Origin of the sequence: Cupriavidus pampae (assembly GCF_914271485.1) — a bacterium.
GTDB classification, from domain to species: Bacteria; Pseudomonadota; Gammaproteobacteria; order Burkholderiales; family Burkholderiaceae; genus Cupriavidus; species Cupriavidus pampae.
The window spans coordinates 222,603-247,542 of sequence record NZ_CAJZAG010000008.1 but is presented as its reverse complement, the minus strand read 5'-3'; the positions used below and the strand labels follow the sequence as shown (position 1 = coordinate 247,542).

The 24,940-nt window shown below is 63.9% G+C and carries 22 protein-coding genes; 12 read left to right on the top strand and 10 right to left on the bottom strand.

Annotated elements, in window-relative coordinates; genetic code table 11:
- Positions 1–16 precede the first annotated feature (16 nt).
- Positions 17–493 (bottom strand): FKBP-type peptidyl-prolyl cis-trans isomerase, encoded by a 477-nt coding sequence (locus LDO41_RS21165; protein WP_223991755.1) that lies wholly within the window; start codon positions 491–493, stop codon positions 17–19.
- A 95-nt stretch (positions 494–588) separates the two neighbouring features.
- Here LDO41_RS21165 and radC point away from each other — a divergent pair, with 95 nt between their 5' ends.
- The 4 genes from radC to nadB all read left to right on the top strand — a co-directional run bounded on the left by radC (position 589) and on the right by nadB (position 3,665).
- On the top strand, positions 589–1,305 hold the full coding sequence (gene radC, locus LDO41_RS21160; protein WP_223991753.1) for a RadC family protein: 717 nt from the start codon (positions 589–591) through the stop codon (positions 1,303–1,305).
- Positions 1,306–1,451: 146 nt separating this feature from the next.
- Positions 1,452–1,685: a 50S ribosomal protein L28 gene (gene rpmB, locus LDO41_RS21155; RefSeq protein WP_223991751.1), complete on the top strand. Its 234-nt coding sequence runs from the start codon at positions 1,452–1,454 to the stop codon at positions 1,683–1,685.
- Between the two features lie 12 nt (positions 1,686–1,697).
- Complete coding sequence (gene rpmG / locus LDO41_RS21150) at positions 1,698–1,868, top strand: 50S ribosomal protein L33 (protein ID WP_006157508.1); 171 nt, start codon at positions 1,698–1,700, stop codon at positions 1,866–1,868.
- A 171-nt stretch (positions 1,869–2,039) separates the two neighbouring features.
- Entirely contained in the window at positions 2,040–3,665 is a 1,626-nt protein-coding gene (nadB, locus tag LDO41_RS21145) for an L-aspartate oxidase (protein WP_223991749.1), read from the top strand.
- On the opposite strand, the gene nadC is transcribed toward nadB, so the two are convergent.
- From nadC to purN, 6 genes are all read right to left on the bottom strand, one after another.
- On the bottom strand, positions 3,655–4,518 hold the full coding sequence (gene nadC, locus LDO41_RS21140) for a carboxylating nicotinate-nucleotide diphosphorylase (RefSeq protein ID WP_223991747.1): 864 nt from the start codon (positions 4,516–4,518) through the stop codon (positions 3,655–3,657). The two genes, nadB and nadC, sit on opposite strands and share 11 nt — an antisense overlap.
- The gene (nadA, locus tag LDO41_RS21135; protein WP_223991745.1) at positions 4,515–5,669 is read right to left on the bottom strand and encodes a quinolinate synthase NadA; all 1,155 of its coding nucleotides are present in this window, start codon (positions 5,667–5,669) and stop codon (positions 4,515–4,517) included. The genes nadC and nadA overlap by 4 nt, the downstream gene beginning before the upstream one ends.
- Positions 5,670–5,844: 175 nt before the next feature.
- Positions 5,845–7,035 carry a DesA family fatty acid desaturase gene (locus tag LDO41_RS21130; protein ID WP_223991743.1) on the bottom strand — a complete coding sequence of 397 codons (1,191 nt, stop codon included), beginning with the start codon at positions 7,033–7,035 and terminating at the stop codon, positions 5,845–5,847.
- 243 nt (positions 7,036–7,278) lie between these two features.
- The gene (locus LDO41_RS21125) at positions 7,279–8,664 is read right to left on the bottom strand and encodes a mechanosensitive ion channel domain-containing protein (RefSeq protein WP_223991742.1); all 1,386 of its coding nucleotides are present in this window, start codon (positions 8,662–8,664) and stop codon (positions 7,279–7,281) included.
- Positions 8,664–10,085 (bottom strand): RsmB/NOP family class I SAM-dependent RNA methyltransferase, encoded by a 1,422-nt coding sequence (locus tag LDO41_RS21120; RefSeq protein WP_223991741.1) that lies wholly within the window; start codon positions 10,083–10,085, stop codon positions 8,664–8,666. Before LDO41_RS21120 ends, LDO41_RS21125 begins: the two co-directional genes overlap by 1 nt.
- Positions 10,082–10,747, bottom strand: a complete 666-nt coding sequence (gene purN / locus LDO41_RS21115; RefSeq protein WP_223991740.1) for a phosphoribosylglycinamide formyltransferase — start codon at positions 10,745–10,747, stop codon at positions 10,082–10,084. The genes LDO41_RS21120 and purN overlap by 4 nt, the downstream gene beginning before the upstream one ends.
- A gap of 244 nt (positions 10,748–10,991) precedes the next feature.
- Here purN and LDO41_RS21110 point away from each other — a divergent pair, with 244 nt between their 5' ends.
- Entirely contained in the window at positions 10,992–11,651 is a 660-nt protein-coding gene (locus tag LDO41_RS21110) for a response regulator (protein WP_150370818.1), read from the top strand.
- Positions 11,652–11,762: 111 nt separating this feature from the next.
- On the opposite strand, the gene LDO41_RS21105 is transcribed toward LDO41_RS21110, so the two are convergent.
- Entirely contained in the window at positions 11,763–13,553 is a 1,791-nt protein-coding gene (locus LDO41_RS21105) for an ATP-binding response regulator (protein ID WP_223991739.1), read from the bottom strand.
- A 1,230-nt stretch (positions 13,554–14,783) separates the two neighbouring features.
- Between LDO41_RS21105 and ltrA the strand changes: the two genes are divergently transcribed.
- From ltrA to lspA, 4 genes are all read left to right on the top strand, one after another.
- On the top strand, positions 14,784–16,487 hold the full coding sequence (gene ltrA / locus LDO41_RS21100; RefSeq protein ID WP_223991738.1) for a group II intron reverse transcriptase/maturase: 1,704 nt from the start codon (positions 14,784–14,786) through the stop codon (positions 16,485–16,487).
- 119 nt (positions 16,488–16,606) lie between these two features.
- Positions 16,607–17,572: a bifunctional riboflavin kinase/FAD synthetase gene (locus LDO41_RS21095; RefSeq protein ID WP_223991737.1), complete on the top strand. Its 966-nt coding sequence runs from the start codon at positions 16,607–16,609 to the stop codon at positions 17,570–17,572.
- A 124-nt stretch (positions 17,573–17,696) separates the two neighbouring features.
- Positions 17,697–20,576, top strand: a complete 2,880-nt coding sequence (gene ileS, locus LDO41_RS21090) for an isoleucine--tRNA ligase (RefSeq protein ID WP_223991735.1) — start codon at positions 17,697–17,699, stop codon at positions 20,574–20,576.
- Complete coding sequence (gene lspA, locus LDO41_RS21085) at positions 20,576–21,130, top strand: signal peptidase II (protein WP_223991734.1); 555 nt, start codon at positions 20,576–20,578, stop codon at positions 21,128–21,130. Before ileS ends, lspA begins: the two co-directional genes overlap by 1 nt.
- Here lspA and LDO41_RS34250 read toward each other — a convergent pair.
- A complete protein-coding gene (locus tag LDO41_RS34250) occupies positions 21,117–21,239 on the bottom strand; it encodes a hypothetical protein (protein WP_290370909.1) in 123 nt (40 codons plus the stop codon). The genes lspA and LDO41_RS34250 overlap by 14 nt on opposite strands.
- A gap of 23 nt (positions 21,240–21,262) precedes the next feature.
- Here LDO41_RS34250 and coaBC point away from each other — a divergent pair, with 23 nt between their 5' ends.
- The 3 genes from coaBC (at position 21,263) to dut (ending at position 24,082) form a co-directional block, all read left to right on the top strand.
- Entirely contained in the window at positions 21,263–22,462 is a 1,200-nt protein-coding gene (coaBC, locus tag LDO41_RS21080; RefSeq protein WP_223991732.1) for a bifunctional phosphopantothenoylcysteine decarboxylase/phosphopantothenate--cysteine ligase CoaBC, read from the top strand.
- A gap of 23 nt (positions 22,463–22,485) precedes the next feature.
- On the top strand, positions 22,486–23,514 hold the full coding sequence (locus LDO41_RS21075; protein ID WP_223991730.1) for an LLM class flavin-dependent oxidoreductase: 1,029 nt from the start codon (positions 22,486–22,488) through the stop codon (positions 23,512–23,514).
- 70 nt (positions 23,515–23,584) lie between these two features.
- Positions 23,585–24,082, top strand: a complete 498-nt coding sequence (gene dut / locus LDO41_RS21070; protein ID WP_223991728.1) for a dUTP diphosphatase — start codon at positions 23,585–23,587, stop codon at positions 24,080–24,082.
- Here the strand turns inward: dut and LDO41_RS21065 are convergent, their stop codons facing one another.
- Positions 24,083–24,940, bottom strand: a complete 858-nt coding sequence (locus LDO41_RS21065; protein ID WP_223991726.1) for a VOC family protein — start codon at positions 24,938–24,940, stop codon at positions 24,083–24,085.

Genomic DNA, 24,940 nt, shown 5'->3' with positions numbered 1-24,940 from the left:
TCCGCAACGGTGGACATCAGAGAATTCCGATCAGCTGAACGTCGAACAGAATCGTCTGTCCGGCCAGCGGGTGATTGAAGTCGAACAGCGCGGCGGTCTCGCCGAACTCCTTGAGTACGCCGGCGTAGTTGCCACCGCTCGGCGCATTGAACTCCACGAGGTCGCCCGGCGAGTAGTCTTCCTCGAACGAGCTGTTCTCGCGCAGCGTCGCCAGCGAGACCCACTGCAGCAGTTCCGGATTGCGCGGACCGAACGCGTGTTCCGGTGCAAGCCGGTACGTCATGCGCTCGCCCTCGGGCATGCCGAGCAGCGCCTGCTCCAGCATCGGCGCCAACTGGCCTTGTCCGAGCAGCAACGTGGCAGGCTTCTCTTCGAAGGTGCTTACCACTTCGGTACCGTTTTCAAGGGAAACACTGTAGTGCAGGGTCAGGAAGGAGTCCGTCTGGACGGTCTTGCGGCCTGCCGCTTCCGACGCAAAAGTTTGCAAATTCATGGGTGATCAACCGGTCAACAACCCGTATTGTATGCGACTGGATCAACTGACGCCGACACGCACCATCTGTCGGCGATCGAGCAAGGAATCTGATCATGCCAATTACCGACTGGCCCGCCTGCGAGCGCCCGCGCGAAAAGCTGCTGCAGGCAGGCGCGGCCACGCTATCTGACGCCGAATTGCTCGCCGTGTTCCTGCGCGTCGGCGCGGCCGGCAAGACCGCGCTCGACCTCTCTCGCGAACTGATCGGCAGCTTCGGCTCGCTGACGCAGCTGTTCGCGGCCGACGCGCAGCGCCTGGCCGCGTTCAAGGGCATGGGCGACGCCAAATACGCGCAATTGCAGGTCGTGCCCGAACTCGCGCGTCGCGCGCTGGCCGAATCGCTCCGTACGCCGCGGACCCTGGGCACCTCCCGCGCGGTGCGCGATTATCTGCGCCTGACCCTTGCCCAACTGCCCTACGAAGCGTTCTACTGTCTCTATCTCGACACACATCACGGACTGATAGCCAGCGCCGAGCTGTTCCGGGGCTCCCTGAGACAGGCTAGCATCTATCCTCGCGAGGTTGCGCGTGAGGCACTTATCCACAATGCCGCCAGTGTCATCGTCGCCCACAACCATCCGGGCGGCGTTGCCGCGCCCAGCCGCAGCGACGTCACCACCACGCGCCGGCTGGTCCGCGCGCTGGGTACACTGGACATCGACCTGCTCGACCATTACATCGTGGCGGGCAGCGAGACCTACTCGTTTGCCGAGCATGACCTGTTGCCGTGTCCGGACGTGATGCCAGAGACACGACGCCACACTCCCTGACGGAAAAGCGCGGTAGTCGTTGATTCCGGTTGCGCTTCGGGTCTATAATGCTCGTTTTGCTGAAGTCCAACCGCTGCAGTCCGGGCCGAGCGCCTTTTGTTGATCTGTTGCGAACATTGTCCACGAATAAGATTTAGGAGTGCTTCATGGCACGCGTCTGTCAAGTGACCGGGAAAGCGCCGATGGTCGGCAACAACGTTTCCCACGCAAACAACAAGACCAAGCGCCGTTTTCTGCCCAACCTGCAGAATCGCCGCATCTTTGTTGAATCGGAAAACCGCTGGGTGAGCCTGCGCGTCTCGAACGCCGGTCTGCGCCTGATTGACAAGAAAGGCATCGACTCCGTGCTCGCAGACCTGCGCGCACGTGGCGAAGTCTAATTAGGAGTCCACATGGCCAGCAAAGGCGGACGCGACAAGATCAAGTTGGAATCGACCGCAGGTACGGGTCATTTCTACACGACGACCAAGAACAAGCGCACTATGCCGGAAAAGATGGAGATCATGAAGTTCGATCCCGTCGCCCGCAAGCACGTGTCGTACAAGGAAACCAAGATCAAGTAATTGATCCTGCGTTGACACAAGGAACCCCGCTTCGTGCGGGGTTTTTTGTTTTCTGCCCCCCGCATCCGCATCGGGTCTTGCGCGCGTGGCACCCTGGCACCGGGCGTGGCGCGTGGGTGTACACTTGCGAGCTTTCCCTCATGCCACGCGCCCCCGCGCGATTTCTGCATCATGAACTACGACGTCGCGATCGTCGGGAGCGGACTGGCCGGTCTGACCGTCGCCCTGCAATTGGCCGAGACTCACCGGGTGGCGATGCTCACCAAGCGCGCGATGACCCAGGGCGCCAGCGATTGGGCACAGGGCGGCATTGCCGCCGTGCTCGATTCGGGCGACAGCTACGACGAACACACGCAGGACACGCTGGTCGCCGGTGCGGGCCTGTGCGATGAAGGTGCAACGCGCTTCATCGTGGAGCATGGCCGCGAATCGATCCAGTGGCTGATCGACCGCGGCGTGCCGTTCACGCGCGACGATCAGGCGGAGCTTGGTTTTCACCTCACGCGCGAAGGCGGACATAGCCATCGCCGCATCATCCACGCCGCCGATGCGACGGGCCACGCCGTGGTCACCACGCTCGCGGAGCAGGCGCGGCGGCATCCAAACATCACGATCATCGAGGATCAGTTCGCGATCGATCTGATCACCGCGGAAAAACTCGGGCTGGCCGGCAACAAATGCTATGGCCTGTATGTGCTCGACGACGCCACGGGTGAAGTGCGCACCATCACCGCCACGCACACGGTGCTCGCGGCCGGTGGCGCCGGCAAGGTCTACCTGTACACGACCAACCCGGACACCGCGACCGGTGACGGCATCGCGATGGCATGGCGCGCTGGCTGCCGCGTGGCCAACATGGAATTCATCCAGTTCCATCCGACCTGCCTCTATCACCCGTACGCGAAATCCTTCCTGATCTCCGAGGCGGTGCGCGGTGAAGGCGGTCTGCTGAAGCTGCCCGACGGCACACGCTTCATGCCCGAGCACGACACGCGCGAAGAACTCGCGCCGCGCGACGTGGTGGCGCGCGCGATCGACTTCGAGATGAAGAAGCGCGGCCTCGATTGCGTCTACCTCGATATCACGCATCAGCCGCCGGAATTCCTGAAGGAACACTTCCCGACGATTTATGCGCGCTGCCTCGAGCTCGGCATCGATATCACCCGCGAGCCGATTCCCGTGGTGCCGGCCGCGCACTACACGTGCGGTGGCGTGGTGACCGATACCTCGGGCCGCACCGACCTGTCGAACCTCTATGCAGTGGGCGAATCGGCGTGTACCGGCCTGCATGGCGCCAACCGACTGGCCTCGAACTCCCTGCTCGAATGCATCGTGATCGGTCGCGCGGCCGCGACGGACATCGCGTCGCAGGACAAGGCCGGCGCTCCCGATATTTCGTTGCCCGCATGGGACGAGAGCCGCGTCTCCGACGCCGACGAAGAAGTCGTGGTGTCCCACAACTGGGATGAGTTGCGGCGCATGATGTGGAACTACGTGGGGATCGTGCGCACGGACAAGCGCCTCGAGCGCGCGCAGCACCGCATCGGTCTGTTGCGCGAGGAGATTGCCGAGTATTACGCGAACTTCCGCGTCACGCGCGATCTGCTCGAGCTGCGCAACCTCGTGGAAGTCGCGTCGTTGATCGTTGATAGCGCCTATTCACGTCACGAGAGCCGCGGCCTTCATTTCAGCCGCGACTATCCCGAAACGTTGCCCAAGGCACTGCCGACCGTCCTGCAACCGCTGACGGGCCGCGCGGAAGCGCACCGCAACGGCAAGCAGAAACTCAACCGATAATGCGCAGCGAGTAGTCGGTCGCGCGGACGTCCTTGGTCAGCGCGCCGACCGAGATACGGTCGACACCGGTCTCGGCGAACTTGCGGATGGTGTCGGCGTTCACATTGCCCGACACCTCCAGCAGCGCACGGCCGCCATTGACGCGCACCGCCTCGTGCATCATTTCGGTCGTGAAGTTGTCGATCAGCACCGAGGTGGCACCGGCTGCCAGTGCTTCTTCGAGTTCCGCGATCGACTCGACCTCGATCTGCACGGTGGCATCGGTGCCGAGCGCCAGAGCAGCCTGCATCGCAGCGGTAATACTGCCCGCCGCCGCAATGTGGTTCTCCTTGATCAGGATGCCGTCGTAGAGCGCCAGGCGCTGGTTCTCGCCGCCACCGATCTTCACCGCGTATTTCTGCGCCAGGCGCAGCCCCGGCAGCGTCTTGCGCGTGTCCAGCACGCGCGCGCGCGTGTCGGCGATCAGGTCCGCGTAACGCCGCGTGGCCGACGCCACTCCCGACAGCAACTGCAGAAAATTCAGCGAAGGCCGTTCGGCCGTCAGCAATGCACGCGCCGGACCGGTGATCTCGCACACCACGTCGTCGGGGGCCATGCGCGCGCCCTCCTCCTTGAGCCAACGCACCGTGAGCCGCTCGTCCACGGCCTTCATGCAGGCCTCGAACCAGGGCCGTCCGCACAGCACCGCGGATTCGCGCACGATCACGCGCGCGTGCGCGGTCTTCTCGGCCGGCACCAGCAGGCCGGTCAGGTCGCCACTGCCCACATCCTCGGCAATGGCCGCGCGCACGCTGGCCTCGAGCGCAGCACGCAGGGCCGGGCCGTAGCTGTCGAATACTGGATTGACGCTCATGCCGGACCCACTCCCTGGAACAATTTCGACTCGCTGGCCAAGTCGGACGACGGCCGCACGTTCGCCTTCTGCTTCGCCGCGAAATCGAGCATGCGGTCGATGCACGTGTAGGCCTGGCGGCCGATCTCGGGATCGACATGAATCTCGTTGCGACCGCTCTCGAGCACCTCAGCGAGGTTCGAGAGCGCGTTCATCGCCATCCACGGGCAATGCGCGCAGCTCTTGCAGGTCGCGCTATTGCCGGCCGTCGGCGCTTCGATAAAGCGCTTACCCGGCGCCGCCATGCGCATCTTGTGCAGAATGCCGTTGTCGGTCGCCACAATGAATTCCGTCGCGTCGAGCTGTTGCGCCGCGGTGATCAACTGCGTGGTCGAGCCCACCACGTCGGCAAGCTCCACCACGTTGGCCGGCGACTCGGGGTGAACAAGGATCTTCGCGTGCGGATGCTCCTTGCGCAGCAGATCCAGCTCGATACCCTTGAATTCGTCGTGCACAAGGCACGAGCCCTGCCACAGCAGCATGTCCGCGCCGGTCTGCTTCTGGATGAACCCACCCAGATGCTTGTCCGGCGCCCACAGGATCTTCTCGCCGCGCGCATGCAGATGCTCGACGATCTTGAGGCCGATGCTCGACGTCACCATCCAGTCCGCGCGCGCTTTCACGGCCGCACTGGTGTTGGCATAGACCACCACCGTGCGGTCCGGATGCGCATCGCAGAACGCCGCAAAGTCATCCGCGGGGCAGCCGAGGTCGAGCGAGCAGGTCGCATCGAGGTCCGGCATCAGGATGGTCTTCTCGGGACTCAGGATCTTGGCGGTCTCGCCCATGAAGCGCACACCGGCCACCACCAGTGTGGTGGCGGAATGGTCGCGCCCGAAGCGGGCCATCTCGAGCGAATCGGAGACGCAGCCGCCCGTTTCCTCGGCCAGATCCTGCAGATCGGCATCGACGTAATAGTGCGCCACCAGTACCGCATTGCGCTCTTTCAACAGGCGGCGGATGCGGTCCTTCAGCTCGGCGCGCTCGTCTTGCGACAGCACTGGCGGCACCTTGGCCCAGGCATGCGCGACGCAGCTGGTGCCGGCGTCCATGTCGGCATTCGTCAGGTTCGGCTTTTCGAACTCGACGGTCTTGATCGTTTGTGGGGTCATGTCTTGTGGCACTCCTTGGCGCACCCTTTCTGGTGCACCCTTGCGGGGGCACCCATCGCGGCGCATCCGCCATGATGCCGTGCGTGCGGCACCCTCTGTCATTGCATGGCGAGAGTTTAACCAAAAGAAAAGCCCCGCGAGGTGCGGGGCTTCATTTTGGGTGCTGCCGATTGTATCAGGCGTATCGGCGCAGGCGCAGCGAGAAGTCCTGAAGTGCCTCGATGCCGCTGGCTTCGGCGCGGTGGCACCAGGCCTGCAGTGCCTGCAGCAACTGCTCGCGCGTCATGTTCGAGCGGCCCCAGATTACGCCCAGTTCGCGACGCATTTCCACGAACGTGTGCAGTGCCTTGTTCTGCTCGACGATGCTGGCCAGATGCTGACGCTGCGTAGCGGCCAGCTTGCCTTCCTCGCGGTGGAACCACTTGCGCGCGGGCTTCAGGTTGCTGTACTCGGCCACGCGGCCTTCCTTCAGCTTGTCCAGCTCCTGACGGAACGCGCCCTTGACGGTCTTGGCATAACGCGCCATCACGTCATAGCGATTGGCGATGATTGCCTCGAGCGTGTTGTGGTCGACCGGACGAGCATCGCCGAAGCGCGCCTTGGGCGGGATCTTCTTGACCTTCGCCAGGCCCACTGCCTGCATGCCGCGGATATACCACCAGCCCACATCGAACTCGTACCACTTGATCGAGAACTTGGCCGACGTCGGGTACGTGTGGTGATTGTTGTGCAGTTCCTCACCACCGATGATGATGCCCCACGGCGACACGTTGGTCGAAGCGTCCTCGCAATCGTAATTGCGATAGCCCCACCAGTGGCCGAGACCGTTGATGATGCCGGCTGCATGGATCGGGATCCACAGCATCTGCACCGCCCACACGCTCATGCCGACCACGCCGAACAGCGCAACGTCGATGATCAGCATCAGGCCGACGCCCTGCCAGCCAAAGCGCGAGTACACGTTACGCTCGACCCAGTCGTCAGGCGTGCCGTGACCGAACTTGGCAATGGTTTCCTTGTTCTTGGCTTCTTCGCGATAGAGCTCGGCGCCTTCCATCAGCACCTTGCGGATACCGCGCGTCTGCGGGCTATGCGGATCGTCTTCGGTCTCGCACTTGGCGTGGTGCTTGCGGTGAATGGCAGTCCATTCCTTGGTCACCATGCCGGTGGTCAGCCACAGCCAGAACCGGAAGAAATGCTGAGCAATCGGATGCAGGTCCAGCGACCGGTGCGCCATGCAGCGGTGCAGGAAGATGGTGACGCCCGCGATGGTGATGTGCGTCACCACGAGGGTGAAGATCACGATCTCCCACCAGGACCAGTTGGCAAGGCCATTGGCGGCCCAGTCAAGAATTGTGTCGAACAAACTGTTCTCCGTCGAATAATCAGGTCTTGCGGCACGGCACGGCGTGCCAGCCACTTCAGGCGCGCAGCAAAGTCTGCGCAAAAAATCTGCCAGAGGCAGTGATTGCGATAGCTTTCTCGACGCGCCTGGTGCAATTTTCGGGGCCCGGGCGGTTCGCGGTACGAGCCGCTGCAATCTGGCGGCTGTATGACGTAGGTCTAACGAGGATGTGGCGGCGATGTTTACCCGCGACAACCCCCCATTCTACCGGATCGGCGCACGCGGGACATCCGCTATTTCCCCGATTTGGAGATCCCCATCCGGCGTTGGTTCCGGAAGTGACCCCGGCAACGCCCGAACTTCGCGTTGCGGATAGGGGATCGAGATGTTGTGTGCACGGAACGTACGCCAAATAGCGCGGTTCATCGCCGATTGCACGCCGAGCTTCCCCTTCTCCGGATCGGCGATGTTGACGGCAATTTCATACTCGATCCCGCTCTCGGCGAACGAAACGAGGAAGCCGGTGGGCTTCGGGTCGGGCAGCACACGTGGCAGATCGGCGACGCAGGCTTCCAGCAGCGCAATCACCGTGTCGGGGTCGGCGGCATAGTCGGCCTGCACGCGCGTTGCCACGCGCACATTGGTGTTCGAGAACGAATGATTCTGGACCGCCTGCGCCACAAGTTGCTCATTCGGCACCAGCGTCTCGCCATCGCCATTGCGCACCACCGTGTAACGCGTGCGGATCTGCGCCACGATGCCCGTGTACTTGTCCACGGTGATCTGGTCGCCAAGCTTGACCGACCGGTCGAGCAGGATGATGAAGCCGGAGATGTAATTGCTCGCGATCTTCTGCAAACCCAGCCCCAGGCCGACGCCGAGCGCGCCGCCGAACACCGACAACACGGTCAGGTCGATGCCGACCAGCGACAGACTCAGCAGCAGGGACACCAGCAGCAGCAGCGCCTTGGTAATACGCGTGAGCACCACCTTGAGGTTGGTGTCGAGACGCGGCGCGCGCATCAGCCGGTCCTCGAGCCACGAGCCGAACCACATCGCGACCAGCACGGTCAGCAGTATCCAGAGCGCCCCCAGCAACGTGCTGGCAAGACTCACGTCCTGCTTGCCGCCCACCGAGAACCGCACGCCCTGCATCCACGCGATGACGTCCCACAGCAGACCAAGCACGTACAGGCCCATGCCGAGCCACACCAGCGTGGTCAGTACCTTCTCCACCAGCACGAGCATGCCCTGCAGCTGTCCGTCGCCGGACAGCACGCGCCGCAGGATGTAGAACGCGAAGTACAGGAAGGTGATGCCGAACAAGGGCACCAGCGCGAGCCGCAGTACGCTGACCGATGCAAACGGGGCCAGCGCGAAACGCGCTCCCATCACCAGTAGCCAGCCGAACAGCGGGAACATCGCGCGCTCGAGGCTGGCGGCCGCGAAACGCAGGGCAAAGCTGGACGTGGCGTAGCGCGCGTCCATCCGCTTGACGACGTGGCGTGCCAGGAACCACGCCACCACGAGGCAACCCGCCAGCACCGCGATCTGCCAGAAGAACGCCTGTCCGCCGGAATCGCGGATCAGGTCGTCCAGCATTCTGCCAAACTGCGGCGTGGCACCCGCCGCGCTTGCTGCCTCCGCCATTAGCGCGTCCGCTCGAGCACGGCGGCGAAGAAGCCGTCGGTTTGATGGATATGCGGAAACAACGCCAACATGCCGCTATCTGCCGACAACGAGGGTACTTCGATCTTTTGCTCGGCGAGTACCTCTTGCACGGGGATCAGGCGGAAATTCTCGTGCTTGGCGAGGAAATCGCGCACGATAGCTTCATTTTCCGCCTCCAGCACGCTGCACGTCGCATACACGATGCGTCCACCACCCTTGAGCAAACGTGCCGCCGAGTCGAGGATCGCGGCCTGCTTCTCGGTCAGTTCCAGCACGGACTCGGGCGTCTGGCGCCACTTGAGGTCCGGGTTGCGGCGCAGCGTCCCCAGCCCGCTGCACGGCGCGTCCACCAGCACGCGATCGATCTTGCCGGCCAGGCGCTTGACCTTGGCATCGCGCTCGGAGTCGATCAATACCGGATGCACGTTGGACAAACCGCTGCGCGCAAGGCGCGGCTTCAGGTTGGCCAGGCGCTTCTCGGACACGTCGAACGCGTACAAACGGCCCGTCGAACGCATGGCCGCGCCCAGTGCGAGCGTCTTGCCGCCAGCGCCCGCGCAGAAGTCCACCACCATCTCGCCGCGACGTGGCGCCACCAGATTGCACAGCAGTTGGCTACCCTCGTCCTGCACTTCCACGCCGCCGTTGATGAACAACGGCAACTGGTTCAGCGCGGGCTTGCCCGCCAGGCGGATGCCCGCCGGTGCCATCGGCGTCGGCGTGGCGCCGATGCCCGCAGTCTCGAGTTCCTCGATGGCCTGCTCGCGCGTCATCTTGATGACGTTGGCGCGCAGGTCCAGCGGCGCGGGACGCAGCCACGCATCGCCGAGCGCTGCCGTGAAGGCCTCGCCGTGACGCGCGACCAGATCGTCGTACAGCCACTCCGGCAGGTTGGCGCGCACGCGCGGCGCCAGGCTGGCGCGCTCGATCGTGGTCAGACGGTCGAGCCACTCGGCTTCGTCGGGATGCAGGAACGGCGTGAGCGCGTCGCGGCCCAGCGTCGCGGCCAGACCGAGCAGGCCCAGCCGGCGCGTGGCCGCGCCGGTGCCGCTTTCGGCGAACTGGCCAAACTCGACGCGACGGCGCAGCACCGCGAAGACCGCCTCGGCGATGATGCCGCGCTCGCGATGACCAAGCTTGCTGTGCTCGCGGAAATAGTGGCTGACCACCGCGTCGGACGGACGCGCGAACAGCAGCACCTTGTAAAGCAGACGATCGATATGTTGCAGATGGAACGCCTGCAGACCGCTACCGGTGCGCGCGAACGCGCCGTCGGTGCCGGTGCGTGGCGAGATCGCCTTGCCGGCCTGCGCGGATTGTCGAATAGGACTCGACTTGCCCTTGCTGCGATTGCGCTGGCGATTTTGATCGGGTGTTGCGTGATTACGACTGGTTGTCATGATGAGATACCTGCCACGCCGGCGTTGGCTGAAAGGGCCAGGAACCACTGCGGTTCGGCCGGGTGAACGTGAACGATGCCGTCCTGCACGCGCAGCCGGTTCTCGATGAACCAGCGTACGGCGCGCGGATAGATGATGTGCTCGCAGTCGAGCAGACGTTCGGCCAGGGACTCCGGAGTGTCGCCAGGCAGAACGTCGAGTGCCCCCTGCATCACGATCGGACCATGATCGAGTTCAGGGGTGACAAAATGAACCGTCGCGCCATGCAGCTTGACGCCCGCATCGAGCGCCTGCCGATGTGTCTTGAGCCCCGGAAAACTGGGCAGCAGCGACGGATGAATATTGAGCATGCGGCCCGCGTAATGGTCGACGAAGGCCGGCGTAAGGATACGCATGAATCCCGCCAGTACTACCAGATCCGGCTGACATGCGTCGATTGCGTCGCGCATGGCCGTATCGAATGCGGTACGGTCGGGATAATGCTGATGGTCGATAACGATCGTGGGGATACCATGCTCGGCGGCGAACTGCAGTCCCGCCGCATCGGCGCGGTTCGACAGAATAGCCGACACACGAGCCGGCCAGCGCTCGGATTCGCATGCGCGGACGATGGCTTCCATGTTTGTGCCACGCCCCGAGATCAGGATCACAATATTTTTCATCGCGCAATTCTACCAAGCGAATGCCTAAACTCTCGCAAAGCGAGCGTATTAGGTGCTTAATTCACGGGAAATTTGCCTGCATAGGCAATTTCCGAAGGCGAGCTTGCTGAAAATACCTGCGATTGATGGATTGTGACGCCTCACTCGCTCTGTTAGAGTGGCCGTTACGTCCACGCGCCCCCCGCCCACTTCGGCGAGGCGAGGTGACAACAAGGACGAGCTGGGAAATTAGACGGGAATACGCATGTCGAACACTGCACCGACTCTGTTGGTGGTCGATGATCATCCTATGGCCCTATCAGGCACGACCGCGTTTCTTGCGGAAGTCATGCCGGACGTTGCCGTTCACGCGGCCGGTAGTGCCAAGGAAGCCCTCAATTCGCTGCAACAAGGATTACGGCCGGATATCGTACTGCTCGATATCTGGCTGAACGACGGCACTGGCTTCGATGCCATGCAGACGTTCAAGACCGTGATTCCTGGTGCGCGCTTCATTTTCATGTCGGCCGAGGCTACGCCCGAGATCGTCGGGCGCGCCCGTGCGCTCTCCGCGTGCGGCTTCGTCGGCAAGCACCTCGATGCCAACGCGTTCACCGCAGCGGTGCGCAAGGTGCTGGCTGGCGATACGAGCTTTCCGACCGATGAAGCCCTCAGCGGTCGCTCGCAGCAATTCGGGCCCGCGCACGGCATTCCGGTCACGCCAGCGGAGCTGGGGCTGACCCCGCGTCAGGGATCCGTACTTGCGCTCGTGCTGGAAGGACTGCCGAACAAGGTCATCGCGCGCAAGCTCGGACTGACCGAAAACACCGTCAAGGAACATGTGTCCGCGATCCTGCAGCGACTGGGCGTACGCACACGCATGCAGGTGATGTCGCGCATGGAACGTTTCCGCCTGCGCCAGTAACTTCGCGCAGTCAGGCAGAAATCAGGAAGAAATCAGGAAGAAACCGCCGCGCTGTTGCGACGGCCTTTTTATTGCGACGGCCTTTTTTTCAGCGCGCTGGTCCGGCTTACATCAAGCCGGTTGCAGCCAGCGGCGCAGCAGCATGCGCAATGCCGCCGGATCCACCGGTTTCGGCAGCACGAAATACCCCGCCTCTTCCGCCGCGACCAGCGCGTCGGATTTCAGATCGCCCGTCAGCAGCGCGCTACGCGCCTGCGGTTGCGTGGTCTGCCAGCGCTCGAGCAGGTCGAGTCCGTTCTCGCTACCGGGCAGCCGCAGATCGCAGAAGATGATGTCCGGCTTGAGACCCTTGCGGAACAGCCCATCGGCCTCGGCTCCGTGCGCGGCGCAGGCCACGCGAATGCCCCACGCTTCCATCAGCGCGATCCATGCCTTGCGGATCTGGTTGTCGTCGTCGACCACCAGCACGGTGCCGCGCATCGGCTCCGGCCTGGACTCTTCCGCCAGCGCGTTGGCACGCATGGCGCGGATACTCGCGATCGACTCGGCCGGTGCGGGCGCCAGCGCGAACCAGAACACCGAACCCTTGCCGGGCACCGAGCGCACGCCATAGGTCCCGCGCATCAGCCGCACGCACTCCTTGAAGATCGCGAGCCCAAGGCCCAGCCCCTGCGAGGGATCGCGCTGCGGGTTATGCACCTGGTAGTACGGCGAGAAGATATCCGGCAGATGCTCTGGCGTAATGCCCGCGCCGGTGTCCCATACCTCGAGGCGAATATGCTTGCGACGCTGCCGCGCCGTGACCAGAATGCCGCCCCGTTTGGTGTAACGCAGCGCGTTCTGCACGAGGTTGAACAATGCACGCCGCAGCAGTACCGGCTCGGCCATCGCGTAGATCTCGGCGGGCACGCGCGGATTCAGCGACAACCCGCTCTCGCGCGCATCCGCGGCGAACTGGCTCATCACGTCGTGAATCAGCCCGTTGAGGTCGCACGGTTCCAGCGTCGGCAACACCTTGCGCCCTTCCAGCTTGGACAGGTCGAGCAGCGAGCGGAACAGCAGGTCGATGGTCTGCGTGCCGGCCGCCACCTGCTCCACGAGCGGATGCAACGCGCTGGACTGGTTGCGCACACGCAACGCTTCCACGAGCATCACGAGCGCATGCACCGGCTGCCGCAGGTCGTGGCTGGCCGCGGCGAGGAAGCGCGACTTCTCCTCGCTTGCATGGAGCGCGCGCTCCTTCTCTTCCTGGAACTGCTTGGCCAGCCGGCGGCTGCCGCCCTCGAGCTGGATCGCGCGCACAAGCGTGTGCTGCAGGTTCAGCGCGTGGCGCGCCAGCATCAGCGAATAGACGATCAGCAACACCTGCACGTAGCCGCCATGACCGGGAAACGCGAAATCGGCGAGCAATACGTTTGGCACCAGAATCGGGATACCCGCAAATACGAGGTTCGACGGCACCGGCGACTGCGATGTGGCGCCGCCGGCCAGCACGCCGAGCGTCAGCAGATACAGCACCGCGGAGAACACGCTCGAGTCCGTATAGAGATGCAGCAGCGCCGAGCTGCCCCACGTCACGCCCGTGACGAACGAGTACACGCGCATGTTGTTCCACCACTTGCGCGTATGGGCGGAGCGGCTCATGCGACCGCCATCGCGCTTGTAGCCGAAGTAGAACCAGCAGACCGTGGCCGTCAGGCCCAGCATGACCCCACACCACGCGAGCAGCGCCGCGTGCTGGGCTTCGTGCCAGAAAGCTGCCGCGGTCAGACCCGGCAGGATCAGCGACGCGCCAATGCCCGTGGGGGAGACACGATGGACCGTGGCCAGCAATTTGGCGCGCGTCTCGGTGTCGAGCGGCGGCCCGGGCGGGGGCAGGAACTTGTTGAGCAGCGCGTTCAAGAGTTGACCCTGACTTCTGACGCTGACACCGCGGTGCGGCCCGACCCCGCGAAACTGCCAGAATCGACAGGATCGGCAAGGTGCGCCGGTCATTGCATGTGTCGCGCGATTGGTATTCCGAGTGGCGCATATCATGCCGCCTTTTGCCGCGCCGCGCCATGTTTCGGCAGCCTGAAGCGGCACAATCGATGCGCGCACGCCAGCGTTGTGGGGCAGGCGCATCGCTTGCCCGCTGGTTCGGCCCCTTGACGGGATGCCGCACTGCCACCAAATGGGGCAGACCGGGCCATTCGCCTTATAATGCCCGTTTTCGTGCGACGCCGGCGCTACCGGCAGCGGCCTAGCCGCATCGACAATGTAAGGACCGACGGGAAACCCAAGGTTCTCTCTGCAAGTGGTACGAGTTGGATCCCGATCCGACTACAGCAATTGATCGCTGCAAGGACCACGCCTCAGGGGCGGATACTTCTGCCCACAAGGCGGAGGTGTGCGCGGCATTGAGCTCTCCAAATGGGGAGTTTTGTAAGACGGAGCGCATTGAGGCTCTGGACGTTATGGTTCGGTCGGGGCCGTCGCAAGACGACCTGATAGTGAACCTGCTATGCGACTAGCAGTAGCCTAAGGAGACATGCGTCACTGGTAACGGTGGGGTGTGAAGCTCTCCTGACAACGTAGCCCCCGCAAGGGTGCGCCGCTATCGTGAGGTACGGCGTAGAGACTCCGAGCAGCAATGGGGTCAAGGAGCTAGGCTGGCTGGTATGGGTAACGTAAGTGAACTGCTGATAAACGTCGTAAGCATTGAGGTGCCAAAGCTGCTGACAGGCATCAACCAAATCGGTGTGTGGTCGGATATCTCGCTGGAAACTCGGGATACGTCGTCAACGGACCACCGGCGGAGAGGCGGACCCTAACCCAGTCGTGTAACGACCAGGGAACGCGTTAAGCCCGTATTACCGCCAGGGCGCAATTGGCCCCGGCAGGCGAACCGCAAGGAACGCTGTTGGTGATGCGGGTATAGGAAGTTGGAAAAAGCGAAGGCCGGGCTGTAATGGTCCGGATAGGGGTTGAAACATCATCCCACGCGAAAGCGGGCAGACTTCCAACCGGTCTTTCGTCGCAAGACGGCTGACTGAGTTCGAATCGAAATTTTTCCCCTCGGGGGCCAATGTGCCCCGCGAGGGGCATGTTGACCTTCTGATTGTTGGGGAACTTCAACGATAGGAGAGCAGCATGGAAGCAATTATTGGCAACAATGATTCTGCGCTCTCCGGCGCACCGCCAAGCTGGGATGCCATTCGATGGCGCCAAGTGGAACGGAACGTCCGGGCGATGCAGATCAGAATTGCGAAGGCAACAAAGGAAGGGGACTGGCGCAGGGTGAAAGCCTTGCAACGGTCTCTGACCCGCTCGTTCTCCGCCAAGGCATCGGCGGTGCGGCGAGTGACGGAGAACCAAGGTAAGCGAACGGCAGGCGTCGATCGTGAACTGTGGGACTCGCCTGAAGCTCGATGGGCAGCCATTGAGCGGTTAAAGCGCCGTGGATATCGGCCCCTGCCATTGCGGCGGGTCTTTATCCCCAAGGCCAACGGGAAGGAACGCCCACTAGGCATTCCGACCATGCTGGACCGAGCCATGCAGGCCTTACACCTGTTGGCGCTGGAACCGGTATCCGAGGGAACAAGCGATCCGAACTCTTATGGGTTTCGACTCAATCGCTCTACCGCGGACGCCATGTCCCAGCTATTCCTCAACCTGTCCAAAAAGGCTTCGGCCCAATGGATCTTGGAAGCGGATATCAAAGGATGCTTTGACCATATCAGTCACGACTGGCTGGAGCGCAATGTCCGCATGGACACGTCGATCCTTCGGAAGTGGTTGAAAGCTGGCGTGGTTTTTCAAGGTCAGTTTCAGGCGACCGACGCCGGAACGCCACAGGGGGGCATTATTTCCCCCACATTGGCCAATGTGGCGCTGAATGGGTTGGAAAAACAACTAGTCAAGTTCCTCGGGACAAAGCTAGGAGTCGCCAACTCGAAGAAGCTAAAAGTCAACGTAGTGCGATACGCGGACGACTTCGTGATCACCGGCAATACGCCGGAGTTGTTAGAGACCGAGGTGCGACCATGGGTGGAGCAGTTCCTTGCAAATCGGGGACTGACGCTATCCGAGGAGAAAACGCGGATCGTTCGCATCGACCAAGGCTTTGACTTCTTGGGGTGGAATTTCCGGAAGTACTCGGGAACGCTGCTCATCAAGCCGAGCCGGAAGAATGTGCAGACGTTCTACCGCAAAGTGAAAGAGGTCATCAGCACCAACAAGACGGTAAAGCAGACGGAGCTAATTCGCTTGCTGAACCCGATGCTACGGGGGTGGGCGCAGTATCACAGCCCGGTAGTAGCCAAGGCAACGTTCACTCGTTTGGAGCACGACGTATTCCGTGCCCTATGGCGATGGGCGAAACGGCGTCACCCGAAGAAGAAAGCTGACTGGTTGCGACAGAAGTACTTCGCGACCGTTGGGGATCGGACTTGGGTGTTCAGGGCCGCAGCGAAGAAAGACGACGGCAGTCGGGATTGGATGGAGTTGTACTCGTTACCCGCAACCGCCATCCAGCGCCACAAGAAGATCAAGGGGGATTACCACCCCTTTGACCCCGCCGACGAGATGTATGGGGAAGCCCTACGCCAAGAGCGCATGCAGAACAGCATGTCGCATCGGAAGCAATGGGTGAAGCTGTACATGTCTCAGCAGGGCTTGTGCGCGTTGTGTCAGTGCAAGATGACCAAAGAAACGGGGTGGCACGACCACCACATCGAACACCGCGTTCGCGGTGGCTCGGACGTCCTAGGGAATCGAGTGCTGTTGCATCCAAGCTGTCATGTCCAAGTGCATAATCATGGTTTGTTCGTAATGAAACCGGCCCCGGTCGTTTGACCGGGCTTTGTAAAGGCTTGAGCCGTATGCGGGGAAACTCGCACGTACGGTTCTTAGGGGGGGATGGGTCAGCAATGACCTGTCCCTACCCTCCCCCGAATCGCTTTTCCGCCGTCCTCGTGAAAGTCTTCCGCGGCCTGCCCAACGCCGAAAGCCGGGCGCCCTGCGCGCTCACCATCGGCAATTTCGACGGTGTGCACCGCGGCCACCAGTCGCTGCTCGCGCGCGCCCGTGCGGCCGCCGACGCGCGGGGCCTGCCACTGTGCGTGATGACCTTCGAGCCGCATCCGCGCGAGTTCTTCACGCCGGATCGTGCGCCCAAGCGCATCGCGCTGCTGCGCGACAAGCTCGACGCGCTGCGCGCCAACGGCGTGGATCGCGTGGTGGTAGAGCACTTCAATGCCCACTTCGCCAGCCAGTCGCCGCAGGCGTTCGTCGAGAACGTGCTCTGGCATGGCCTGCATACGCGCTGGGTGTTGGTGGGCGACGATTTTCGTTTTGGCGCGCGCCGCGCCGGCGACGTGGACTTTCTGCGCGACGCGGGTCAGCAGTACGGCTTCGATGTCGAGCAAATGGGCTCGGTGTCGGAAGGCGGCGTGCGGATCTCGAGTTCGGCGGTGCGCCAGGCGCTCGAGGATGGCGATCTCGAACACGCGCGGCGACTGCTGGGCCATGGCTACGCAATCAGCGGCCACGTGATCCATGGCCGCAAGCTGGGCCGCGACCTCGGTTTTCCCACGCTCAACCTGCGCATCTCGCACAAGCGTCCGGCCGTCAACGGCATCTTCGTGGTGCAGGTGCACGGCCTCGCGGAGCGGCCATTGCCGGGCGTGGCCAGCATCGGCGTGCGTCCGACCATCGAAGACGCCGGCCGCGTGCTGCTGGAGGTGCATCTGTTCGACTTCAATGCCAATCTCTACGGCAAGCTCGTGCGCGTGGAGTTCATGAAGAAGCTGCGCGACGAAGCGCGCTTCGACAGTCTGGACGAGCTGACCGCCGCCATCGCCAAGGACAGTGCCGACGCCCGTGCGTTTTTCGGCCTGACCGCGCCCGATGCCACGTCGGCGACCGATCGAATTAGGTAGCGGAGCCGATGCCGCACTGCGGCGTCGGTGGCCCGCCACCCCCTGCCTTACCCGTCAGTTACCCGAATGATCGCGCGGCGATCGACCTTCCGCCGCGCCCTGCTGTATTGCCGAGAATCAAGACATGTCCGACGACAAACGCGCCAAGCCCGAGAAAAGCAAGTATCCGGTCAACCTGCTGGAAACATCGTTCCCCATGCGCGGCGACCTGCCCAAGCGCGAGCCGCTGTGGGTCAAGCAATGGCAGGACAAGCAGCTCTACAAGAAGATTCGCGCGGCCCGCAAGGGCGCGAAGAAGTTCGTGCTGCACGACGGCCCGCCGTATGCGAACGGTGACATCCACATCGGCCACGCGGTCAACAAGGTCCTGAAGGACATGATCGTGAAAGCGCGCGGCCTGACGGGCCTGGACGCCGTGTACGTGCCGGGCTGGGACTGCCATGGCATGCCGATCGAGATCCAGATCGAAAAGCAGTTCGGCAAGGGCCTGCCAGTGCAGGAAGTCCAGGCCAAGGCGCGCGCCTACGCCACCGAGCAGATCGCGCGCCAGATGAAGGACTTCGAGCGCCTCGGCGTGCTCGGGGACTGGGCGCATCCGTACCTGACCATGAACTTCAGCAACGAGGCGGATGAACTGCGCGCGCTCGGCAAGATCATGGAGAAAGGCTACGTGTTCCGCGGCCTCAAGCCCGTGAACTGGTGCTTCGACTGCGGCTCCGCGCTGGCCGAGGCCGAAGTCGAGTACAAGGACAAGGTCGACCTGTCGATCGACGTCGGCTTCCCGTTCGCCGATACCGACAAGCTCGCGCACGCCTTCCATGTGCCCCTGGCCCAGTTGCAGGCGAAGCCGGGCTGGATCGTGATCTGGACCACCACGCCCTGGACGATCCCGTCGAACCAGGCGCTCAACGTGCATCCCGAGGTTGAGTACGCGCTGGTCGATACGCCGCGCGGCTACCTGATCCTGGCCACCGAGCGCGTCGAGGAACAGCTCAAGACCTACGGCCTCGAAGGCACCGTCGTCGCCACCGCGCGCGGCGAGGCACTGTCGGAAATCCGCTTCCATCATCCGCTCGCGAAGATGGATGCCGGCTACGACCGCCTGTCGCCGATCTACCTCGGCGACTACGTGACCATCGACACCGGCTCGGGCATCGTGCATTCGGCGCCCGCGTATGGCGTGGAAGATTTCCAGTCCTGCAAGGCGCATGGCATGCCCGACGCCGACATCATCAGCCCCGTGATGGGCGATGGCGTCTACGCCAGCACGCTGCCGCTGTTCGGCGGCATGATGATCTGGGACGCCAATCCGAAGATCGTCGAGGTACTGAAGCAGTCGGGCAACCTGTTCAACTCGCACAAGTACGAGCACAGCTACATGCACTGCTGGCGTCACAAGACGCCGATCATCTACCGCGCCACGTCGCAGTGGTTCGCGGGCATGGACGTGGTCCCCACCAACGATGGCCCGACGCTGCGCGAGACCGCGCTGGCGGGCATCGAGGCCACCGAGTTCTACCCGGCGTGGGGCAAGCAGCGCCTGCACAACATGATCGCGCATCGCCCGGACTGGACCCTCTCGCGTCAGCGCCAGTGGGGTGTGCCGATGGCATTCTTCCTGCACAAGGAGACCGGTGCCCTGCATCCGCGCACGCCCGAGCTGCTGGAAGAAGTCGCGAAGCGCGTGGCCCAGCACGGTATCGAAGCCTGGCAGACGCTCGATCCGAAGGAACTGCTCGGCGACGAGGCCGCGTTCTACGAGAAGAATCGCGACACGCTCGACGTGTGGTTCGACTCGGGCACCACGCACTGGACCGTGATCCGCGGCTCGCATCGTGACGACCTCTACGATCCCTCCGCTGACGAGCCGGATGGCCGCCTCGCGGACCTGTACCTCGAGGGCTCGGACCAGCATCGCGGCTGGTTCCACTCGTCGCTGCTGACCGCCTCGATGCTGTACGGCAAGCCGCCCTACAAGGCGCTGCTCACGCACGGCTTCACCGTCGATGGTGAAGGCCGCAAGATGTCGAAGTCGGTTGGCAACACGGTGTCGCCGCAGGACATCGCCAACAAGATGGGTGCCGAGATCATCCGCCTGTGGGTGGCCTCCACCGATTACTCGGGCGAGCTGTCGATCTCCGACGAGATCCTGAAGCGCGTGGTCGAGGGCTATCGCCGCATCCGCAACACGCTGCGCTTCCTGCTGTCGAACCTGACCGACTACGACCACGCGCAGCATGCGCTGCCGCCGTCGGAATGGCTCGAGATCGACCGCTACGCCGTGGCGCTGACCGAGCGCCTGCAGAAGGAAGTGCTGTCGCACTACGAAGGCTACGAGTTCCACCCGGTGGTGGCCAAGCTGCAGACGTTCTGCTCCGAAGACCTCGGCGGCTTCTACCTCGACGTGCTCAAGGATCGCCTGTACACGACCGCGCCGAACTCGCAGGCACGCCGTGCCGCGCAGAACGCGCTGTATCACATCACGCAGGCGATGCTGCACTGGATGGCACCGTTCCTGTCGTTCACTGCCGAGGAAGCCTGGCAGATCTTCGCCCACGGCACCGAGCACACGGACACGATCTTCACGAGCACGTACTACGCGGTGCCGACCGTTGACGACGCGGACGACCTGCTGCAGAAATGGCACGAGATCCGCGCGGTGCGCGCCGAGGTGACCAAGCAGCTCGAGGCCGTGCGCGTCGAGGGCGAGATCGGTTCGTCGCTGCAGGCGGAAGTCACGATCGCCGCGGGCGGCCCAGTACTGGCCGCGCTGCAGAGCCTCGCCGACGACCTGCGCTTCGTACTGCTGACGTCCGCGGCCAAGGTCACGCCCGCGCCGGATGGTGGCGACCTGCTGGTCACGGTCACGCCGTCCGCGCACGCCAAGTGCGAGCGCTGCTGGCACTATCGTGCCGACGTCGGTCACGATCCCGCGCATCCCACCCTCTGCGGCCGCTGCGACAGCAACCTGTTCGGCGCCGGTGAACACAGGAGTCACGCCTGATGGCAACGTCTTCGTCCTCGTCGCGCGCGCGTCCTTCGCGTCCTTCCGGGCGCAATGGCAACGGCAAGGCCGCACGCGGCAGCAGCACCACGCCGCTGCTGTGGATGGCCTTTGCAGTGCTGGTGATCATTCTCGACCAGTTCTTCAAGATCCTGATCAGTCGTTCATTCGTCTACGGCGAGTCGCGTCCGGTCACCAGCTTCTTCAACCTCGTGCTGGTGTGGAACAAGGGCGCGGCGTTCAGCTTCCTTGCGGATGCGGGCGGCTGGCAGCGCTGGTTTTTCACAGCACTGGCGGTGGTGGTGGCCGGCTTCATCGTGTGGTTGCTGTATCGCCATAACGGTCAGAAGATGTTCTGCCTGGCGATCTCGATGATCCTCGGCGGCGCCATCGGCAACGTGATCGATCGTGTCGTGCATGGCCACGTGATCGACTTTCTCGACTTTCACCTGCGCAATACGCACTTTCCGGCGTTCAACGTCGCGGACTGCGCCATCACGGTTGGCGCGGTGCTGCTAATCGTCGATGAGCTGCGTCGGGTCAGACGTCACTGAACGACGCCACCGAGCGCCGCCACTGAGCGCCGCCATTGAGCGCGGCCACCGCCGGATCGCTCCAATGAGGGTCCGGCACGTGGCGCACGGCGGCGGTATGATGCGCCATCTTCGTTCCCACAGAGCTTCTCCATGGATCTGCGCGGCAAGCACATCGTCCTCGGCCTGTCCGGCGGCATCGCCTGCTACAAGTCGGCCGAGGTAGTCCGTCTGCTGACCAAGGCCGGCGCCACCGTGCAGGTGGCGATGACCGAGGCGGCAACGCACTTCATCACGCCGGTCACCATGCAGGCGCTGTCCGGGCGCCCGGTCTACGTGTCCCAATGGGATGCGCGCGTCGATAACAACATGGCGCATATCGACCTCTCCCGCGAGGCCGATGCCATCCTGATCGCGCCCGCGTCCACGGACCTCATGGCGCGCCTCGCGCATGGCCTTTGCGACGATCTGCTGACCACGCTGTGCATCGCGCGCGATTGCCCGCTGCTGCTGGCGCCGGCGATGAACCGCCAGATGTGGGCGGCACCCGCCACACAGCGCAACGCGGCGCAACTGCGCGCGGACGGCGTGACGATCCTCGGTCCCGGCAGTGGCGACCAGGCCTGCGGCGAGATCGGCGATGGCCGCATGCTCGAGCCCGTAGAGATCGTGGAAGACCTGATCGCGTTCTTCCAGCCCAAGACGCTCGTCGGCAAACGCATGCTGATCACGGCGGGGCCGACGTTTGAAGCGATCGATCCGGTGCGCGGCATCACCAATCTGTCTTCGGGCAAGATGGGCTTCTCGATTGCGCGCGCCGCGCGCGAAGCGGGCGCCGAGGTGCTACTCGTGGCCGGGCCCACCGCGCTGCCGACGCCACGTGGCGTGGCGCGGACCGATGTGCGCAGCGCCCAACAGATGCATGACGCGGTACTCGCGCAATTGCGCGATATCGACGTGTTTGTCGCGGTGGCCGCCGTCGCGGACTGGCGCCCCGCGTCGGTCTCGGACCAGAAGCTCAAGAAGGCTAACGATACCGACACGCCCACGCTGCAGTTCGTGCAGAACCCCGATATTCTCGCCACCGTCGCCGCGCGTGCCAACGCGCCGTTCTGCGTCGGCTTTGCGGCTGAGAGCGAAAACCTTGCGCAGTACGGCGAGGAAAAACGCCGCCGCAAGGGCGTGCCACTGCTGGTCGGCAACATCGGCCATCACACGTTCGGCATGGACGATAACGAGATCGTGCTGTTCGATGCCAATGGCATGACGCGCCTGCCGCGTGCGGACAAGCTCGCGCTTGCACGCCAGCTCGTGAGCGCAATCGCCGATCGGCTGCCGCGCCAGCTGCCCTGATACCGCTCACTCCGGGACCCCGCATGACCGCTACCCAGAACGACAAGCCGCGTATGCGGCTGTCCGTCCTCGATCAAAGCCCGGTAATCGCCGGCCACACCGCGCGCGACGCGCTGGCCGCCACCGTGGATCTCGCGCAGATGGCCGATGACCTCGGCTATACGCGTTACTGGTGCGCGGAACATCATGGCCTGCAAGGCGTGTGTAATCCCGCGCCCGAAGTCATGCTCGCGCGCCTGGGCAGCGTGACGCGACGCATCCGGCTCGGTTCGGGCGGCGTCATGCTGCCCTACTACAGCCCGTTCAAGGTCGCCGAGCAATTCCGCATGCTCGAAGGTCTGTTTCCGAACCGGATCGACCTCGGCGTGGGCCGCGCACCCGGCGGCGACATGCGCACCGCGCAGGCGGTGGCGATGGGCGACTACAACCGTGGCGACCAGTTTGCGGAGCAGGTGCAGGACCTGGCGTGGCTGCTGAGCGGCGAGGTGCCGCCCGGCCATATCGCCGATGGCGTGCTGCTACAGCCGGCCATCGATACGCGCCCCGAAATCTGGGTGCTCGGCTCGAGCGATTTCGGCGGCGCGCTCGCCGCGAAGCTTGGCGTGCGCTTTGCGTTCGCGCACTTCATCAACGCCCACTATGGGCACGCGGTGGCACGCCAGTATCGCGAGACCTTCGAGCCGGGCTACGAGCAGACTCCGTACAGCGCCGCGGCCGTATTCGTGATCTGCGCCGACACGCAGACCGAGGCAGACCAACTCATGCGCGCGGTCGATATCCGCCGCGTGCAGATGGCCTACGGTATCAACGCGCCGATCCCCTCGCTGGCACAGGCACAGGATTTTTCGCCCACCGAGCGCGACCGCATGATCATCGAGCGTGAACGTCCGCGCACGATCTGCGGTACGCCCGAGGTCGTCACCGAGCAGATGCTGGCGTTGCGCGAGCGTTTTGCCGCCGACGAGCTGGTCGTGCTCAGCGTCACCGCAAGCTATGCGGCACGCCAGCGTACCTATCAGTTGCTCGCGGAAGCGTTCGAGCTCGACGCATAGGCAGTGGCCGCCGCGACTGCGCTACCATCGCCCCTGCAATCGCACCTTTTCGCTTTTTGATTCGGAAATCATGACCGCTGCACTGAACCCATCCGTCGAAATCAAGGTTCTCGACGCTCGCCTGAACGACTGGGGCCTGCCGGCCTACCAGAGCGATATGGCTGCCGCCATCGACCTGCACGCCTGCGTGGACGCCCCGGTCACGATCGAAGCGGGCACGCCCGCGCAACTGATCCCGGCCGGCATCGCCGTGCATATGGGCAACCCGTACATGGCCGCGACCATCGTGCCGCGCTCGGGTCTCGGCCACAAGAAGGGCCTCGTGCTCGGCAACTCGATCGGCGTGATCGACGCCGATTACCAGGGGCAGATCATGGTGAGCGTGTGGAATCGCAATGCGCCCGGCACCGAGCCGATCGTGATCCAGCCCGGCGAGCGCATCGCGCAGATGATGTTCGTGCCGGTGCTACGTCCGGTGTTCACCACGGTGACCGAGTTCTCGGAAGACAGCGCCCGCGGCGCGGGCGGCTTCGGCTCGACCGGCGTATCTCACGCCAAGGCTGGTTGATCAGGCCTGCGTGAAGAGCATTGCCACGCCGTTCGCGGCGTGGGCCGGAATCAGCGTATCGCGCGGCCCGAGGTCGCGTGCTTCAACACCCGCGGTGCGCCAGTGCGCGCGCGCCACCGCCAGATCGGCCGTGCGCAGCCGGATCGCGGCATAGCCGGGTTCCTCGCGCACGATCTCGGCGGTGCCAGTCTGCGCCGCCAGCGCGGCTGCTGACGTCACCACCAGCTCCGCATCGTCGATCGCTACCCGCACCGCACCGTTCCGCAGCGGTGACATCTCACCTTCAGTCATCCGCGCATAGGTCTGTCCTGCCGCTTCGACCTGCTCCGCCGGCACGACGAGATACATCGCCGCGATCGCGGTGGCGCCATTGGCGTGCGCCATCCACTCCGGACGCCACAGCAACTCGGGCGTACGGTGCTCGCAGACGAAATAGCGCGCGCCGGGCGCGCCATCGACCGCCGTTACGCGAAACGTGGCCGCATGCTCGCTACCGTCATCGAGGCGTACCGGCCGCGAGAACTCGATCGGCTCGGAGCGCTCGATGCCGGCTTCGCGTAGCCGCGCGGCCGTGGCGAAGGCATCGCGGCTCTTGCATGACGTGGCCGCGCACCCGCCGCCGCGCTGCTGCGCGTCCCAGTAGTACTGCCGGCTCGGCGTCGGCGCGGTCACGTGCAGTAACTCGAGGTAGTCACGCGCGAGCATGATGCAGTGGTTCTGCGACCCCAGCGTGTGATAGCCGCGCGGCGTCAGCGTGAAGCCGAGTCGCTTCCAGTTGTCGACTGCCGCATCGAGGTCCTGGCAGATGATGACGGCGTGATCGTACGGTTCCGAGAGTCGGGCAGCGGCGCGGGTCAT

Bases quoted from the DNA above. Each gene is read 5' to 3' on its own strand.
- nadC (WP_223991747.1), bottom strand. From the start codon at position 4,518: ATGAGCGTCAATCCAGTATTCGACAGCTACGGCCCGGCCCTGCGTGCT.
- LDO41_RS21110 (WP_150370818.1), top strand. From the start codon at position 10,992: ATGTCGAACACTGCACCGACTCTGTTGGTGGTCGATGATCATCCTATG.
- purN (WP_223991740.1), bottom strand. From the start codon at position 10,747: ATGAAAAATATTGTGATCCTGATCTCGGGGCGTGGCACAAACATGGAA.
- LDO41_RS21165 (WP_223991755.1), bottom strand. From the start codon at position 493: ATGAATTTGCAAACTTTTGCGTCGGAAGCGGCAGGCCGCAAGACCGTC.
- rpmB (WP_223991751.1), top strand. From the start codon at position 1,452: ATGGCACGCGTCTGTCAAGTGACCGGGAAAGCGCCGATGGTCGGCAAC.
- nadB (WP_223991749.1), top strand. From the start codon at position 2,040: ATGAACTACGACGTCGCGATCGTCGGGAGCGGACTGGCCGGTCTGACC.
- LDO41_RS34250 (WP_290370909.1), bottom strand. From the start codon at position 21,239: ATGGCGCATCATACCGCCGCCGTGCGCCACGTGCCGGACCCTCATTGG.
- nadA (WP_223991745.1), bottom strand. From the start codon at position 5,669: ATGACCCCACAAACGATCAAGACCGTCGAGTTCGAAAAGCCGAACCTG.
- ileS (WP_223991735.1), top strand. From the start codon at position 17,697: ATGTCCGACGACAAACGCGCCAAGCCCGAGAAAAGCAAGTATCCGGTC.
- lspA (WP_223991734.1), top strand. From the start codon at position 20,576: ATGGCAACGTCTTCGTCCTCGTCGCGCGCGCGTCCTTCGCGTCCTTCC.
- radC (WP_223991753.1), top strand. From the start codon at position 589: ATGCCAATTACCGACTGGCCCGCCTGCGAGCGCCCGCGCGAAAAGCTG.
- coaBC (WP_223991732.1), top strand. From the start codon at position 21,263: ATGGATCTGCGCGGCAAGCACATCGTCCTCGGCCTGTCCGGCGGCATC.
- ltrA (WP_223991738.1), top strand. From the start codon at position 14,784: ATGGAAGCAATTATTGGCAACAATGATTCTGCGCTCTCCGGCGCACCG.
- LDO41_RS21075 (WP_223991730.1), top strand. From the start codon at position 22,486: ATGACCGCTACCCAGAACGACAAGCCGCGTATGCGGCTGTCCGTCCTC.
- rpmG (WP_006157508.1), top strand. From the start codon at position 1,698: ATGGCCAGCAAAGGCGGACGCGACAAGATCAAGTTGGAATCGACCGCA.
- dut (WP_223991728.1), top strand. From the start codon at position 23,585: ATGACCGCTGCACTGAACCCATCCGTCGAAATCAAGGTTCTCGACGCT.
- LDO41_RS21125 (WP_223991742.1), bottom strand. From the start codon at position 8,664: ATGGCGGAGGCAGCAAGCGCGGCGGGTGCCACGCCGCAGTTTGGCAGA.
- LDO41_RS21120 (WP_223991741.1), bottom strand. From the start codon at position 10,085: ATGACAACCAGTCGTAATCACGCAACACCCGATCAAAATCGCCAGCGC.
- LDO41_RS21065 (WP_223991726.1), bottom strand. From the start codon at position 24,940: ATGACCCGCGCCGCTGCCCGACTCTCGGAACCGTACGATCACGCCGTC.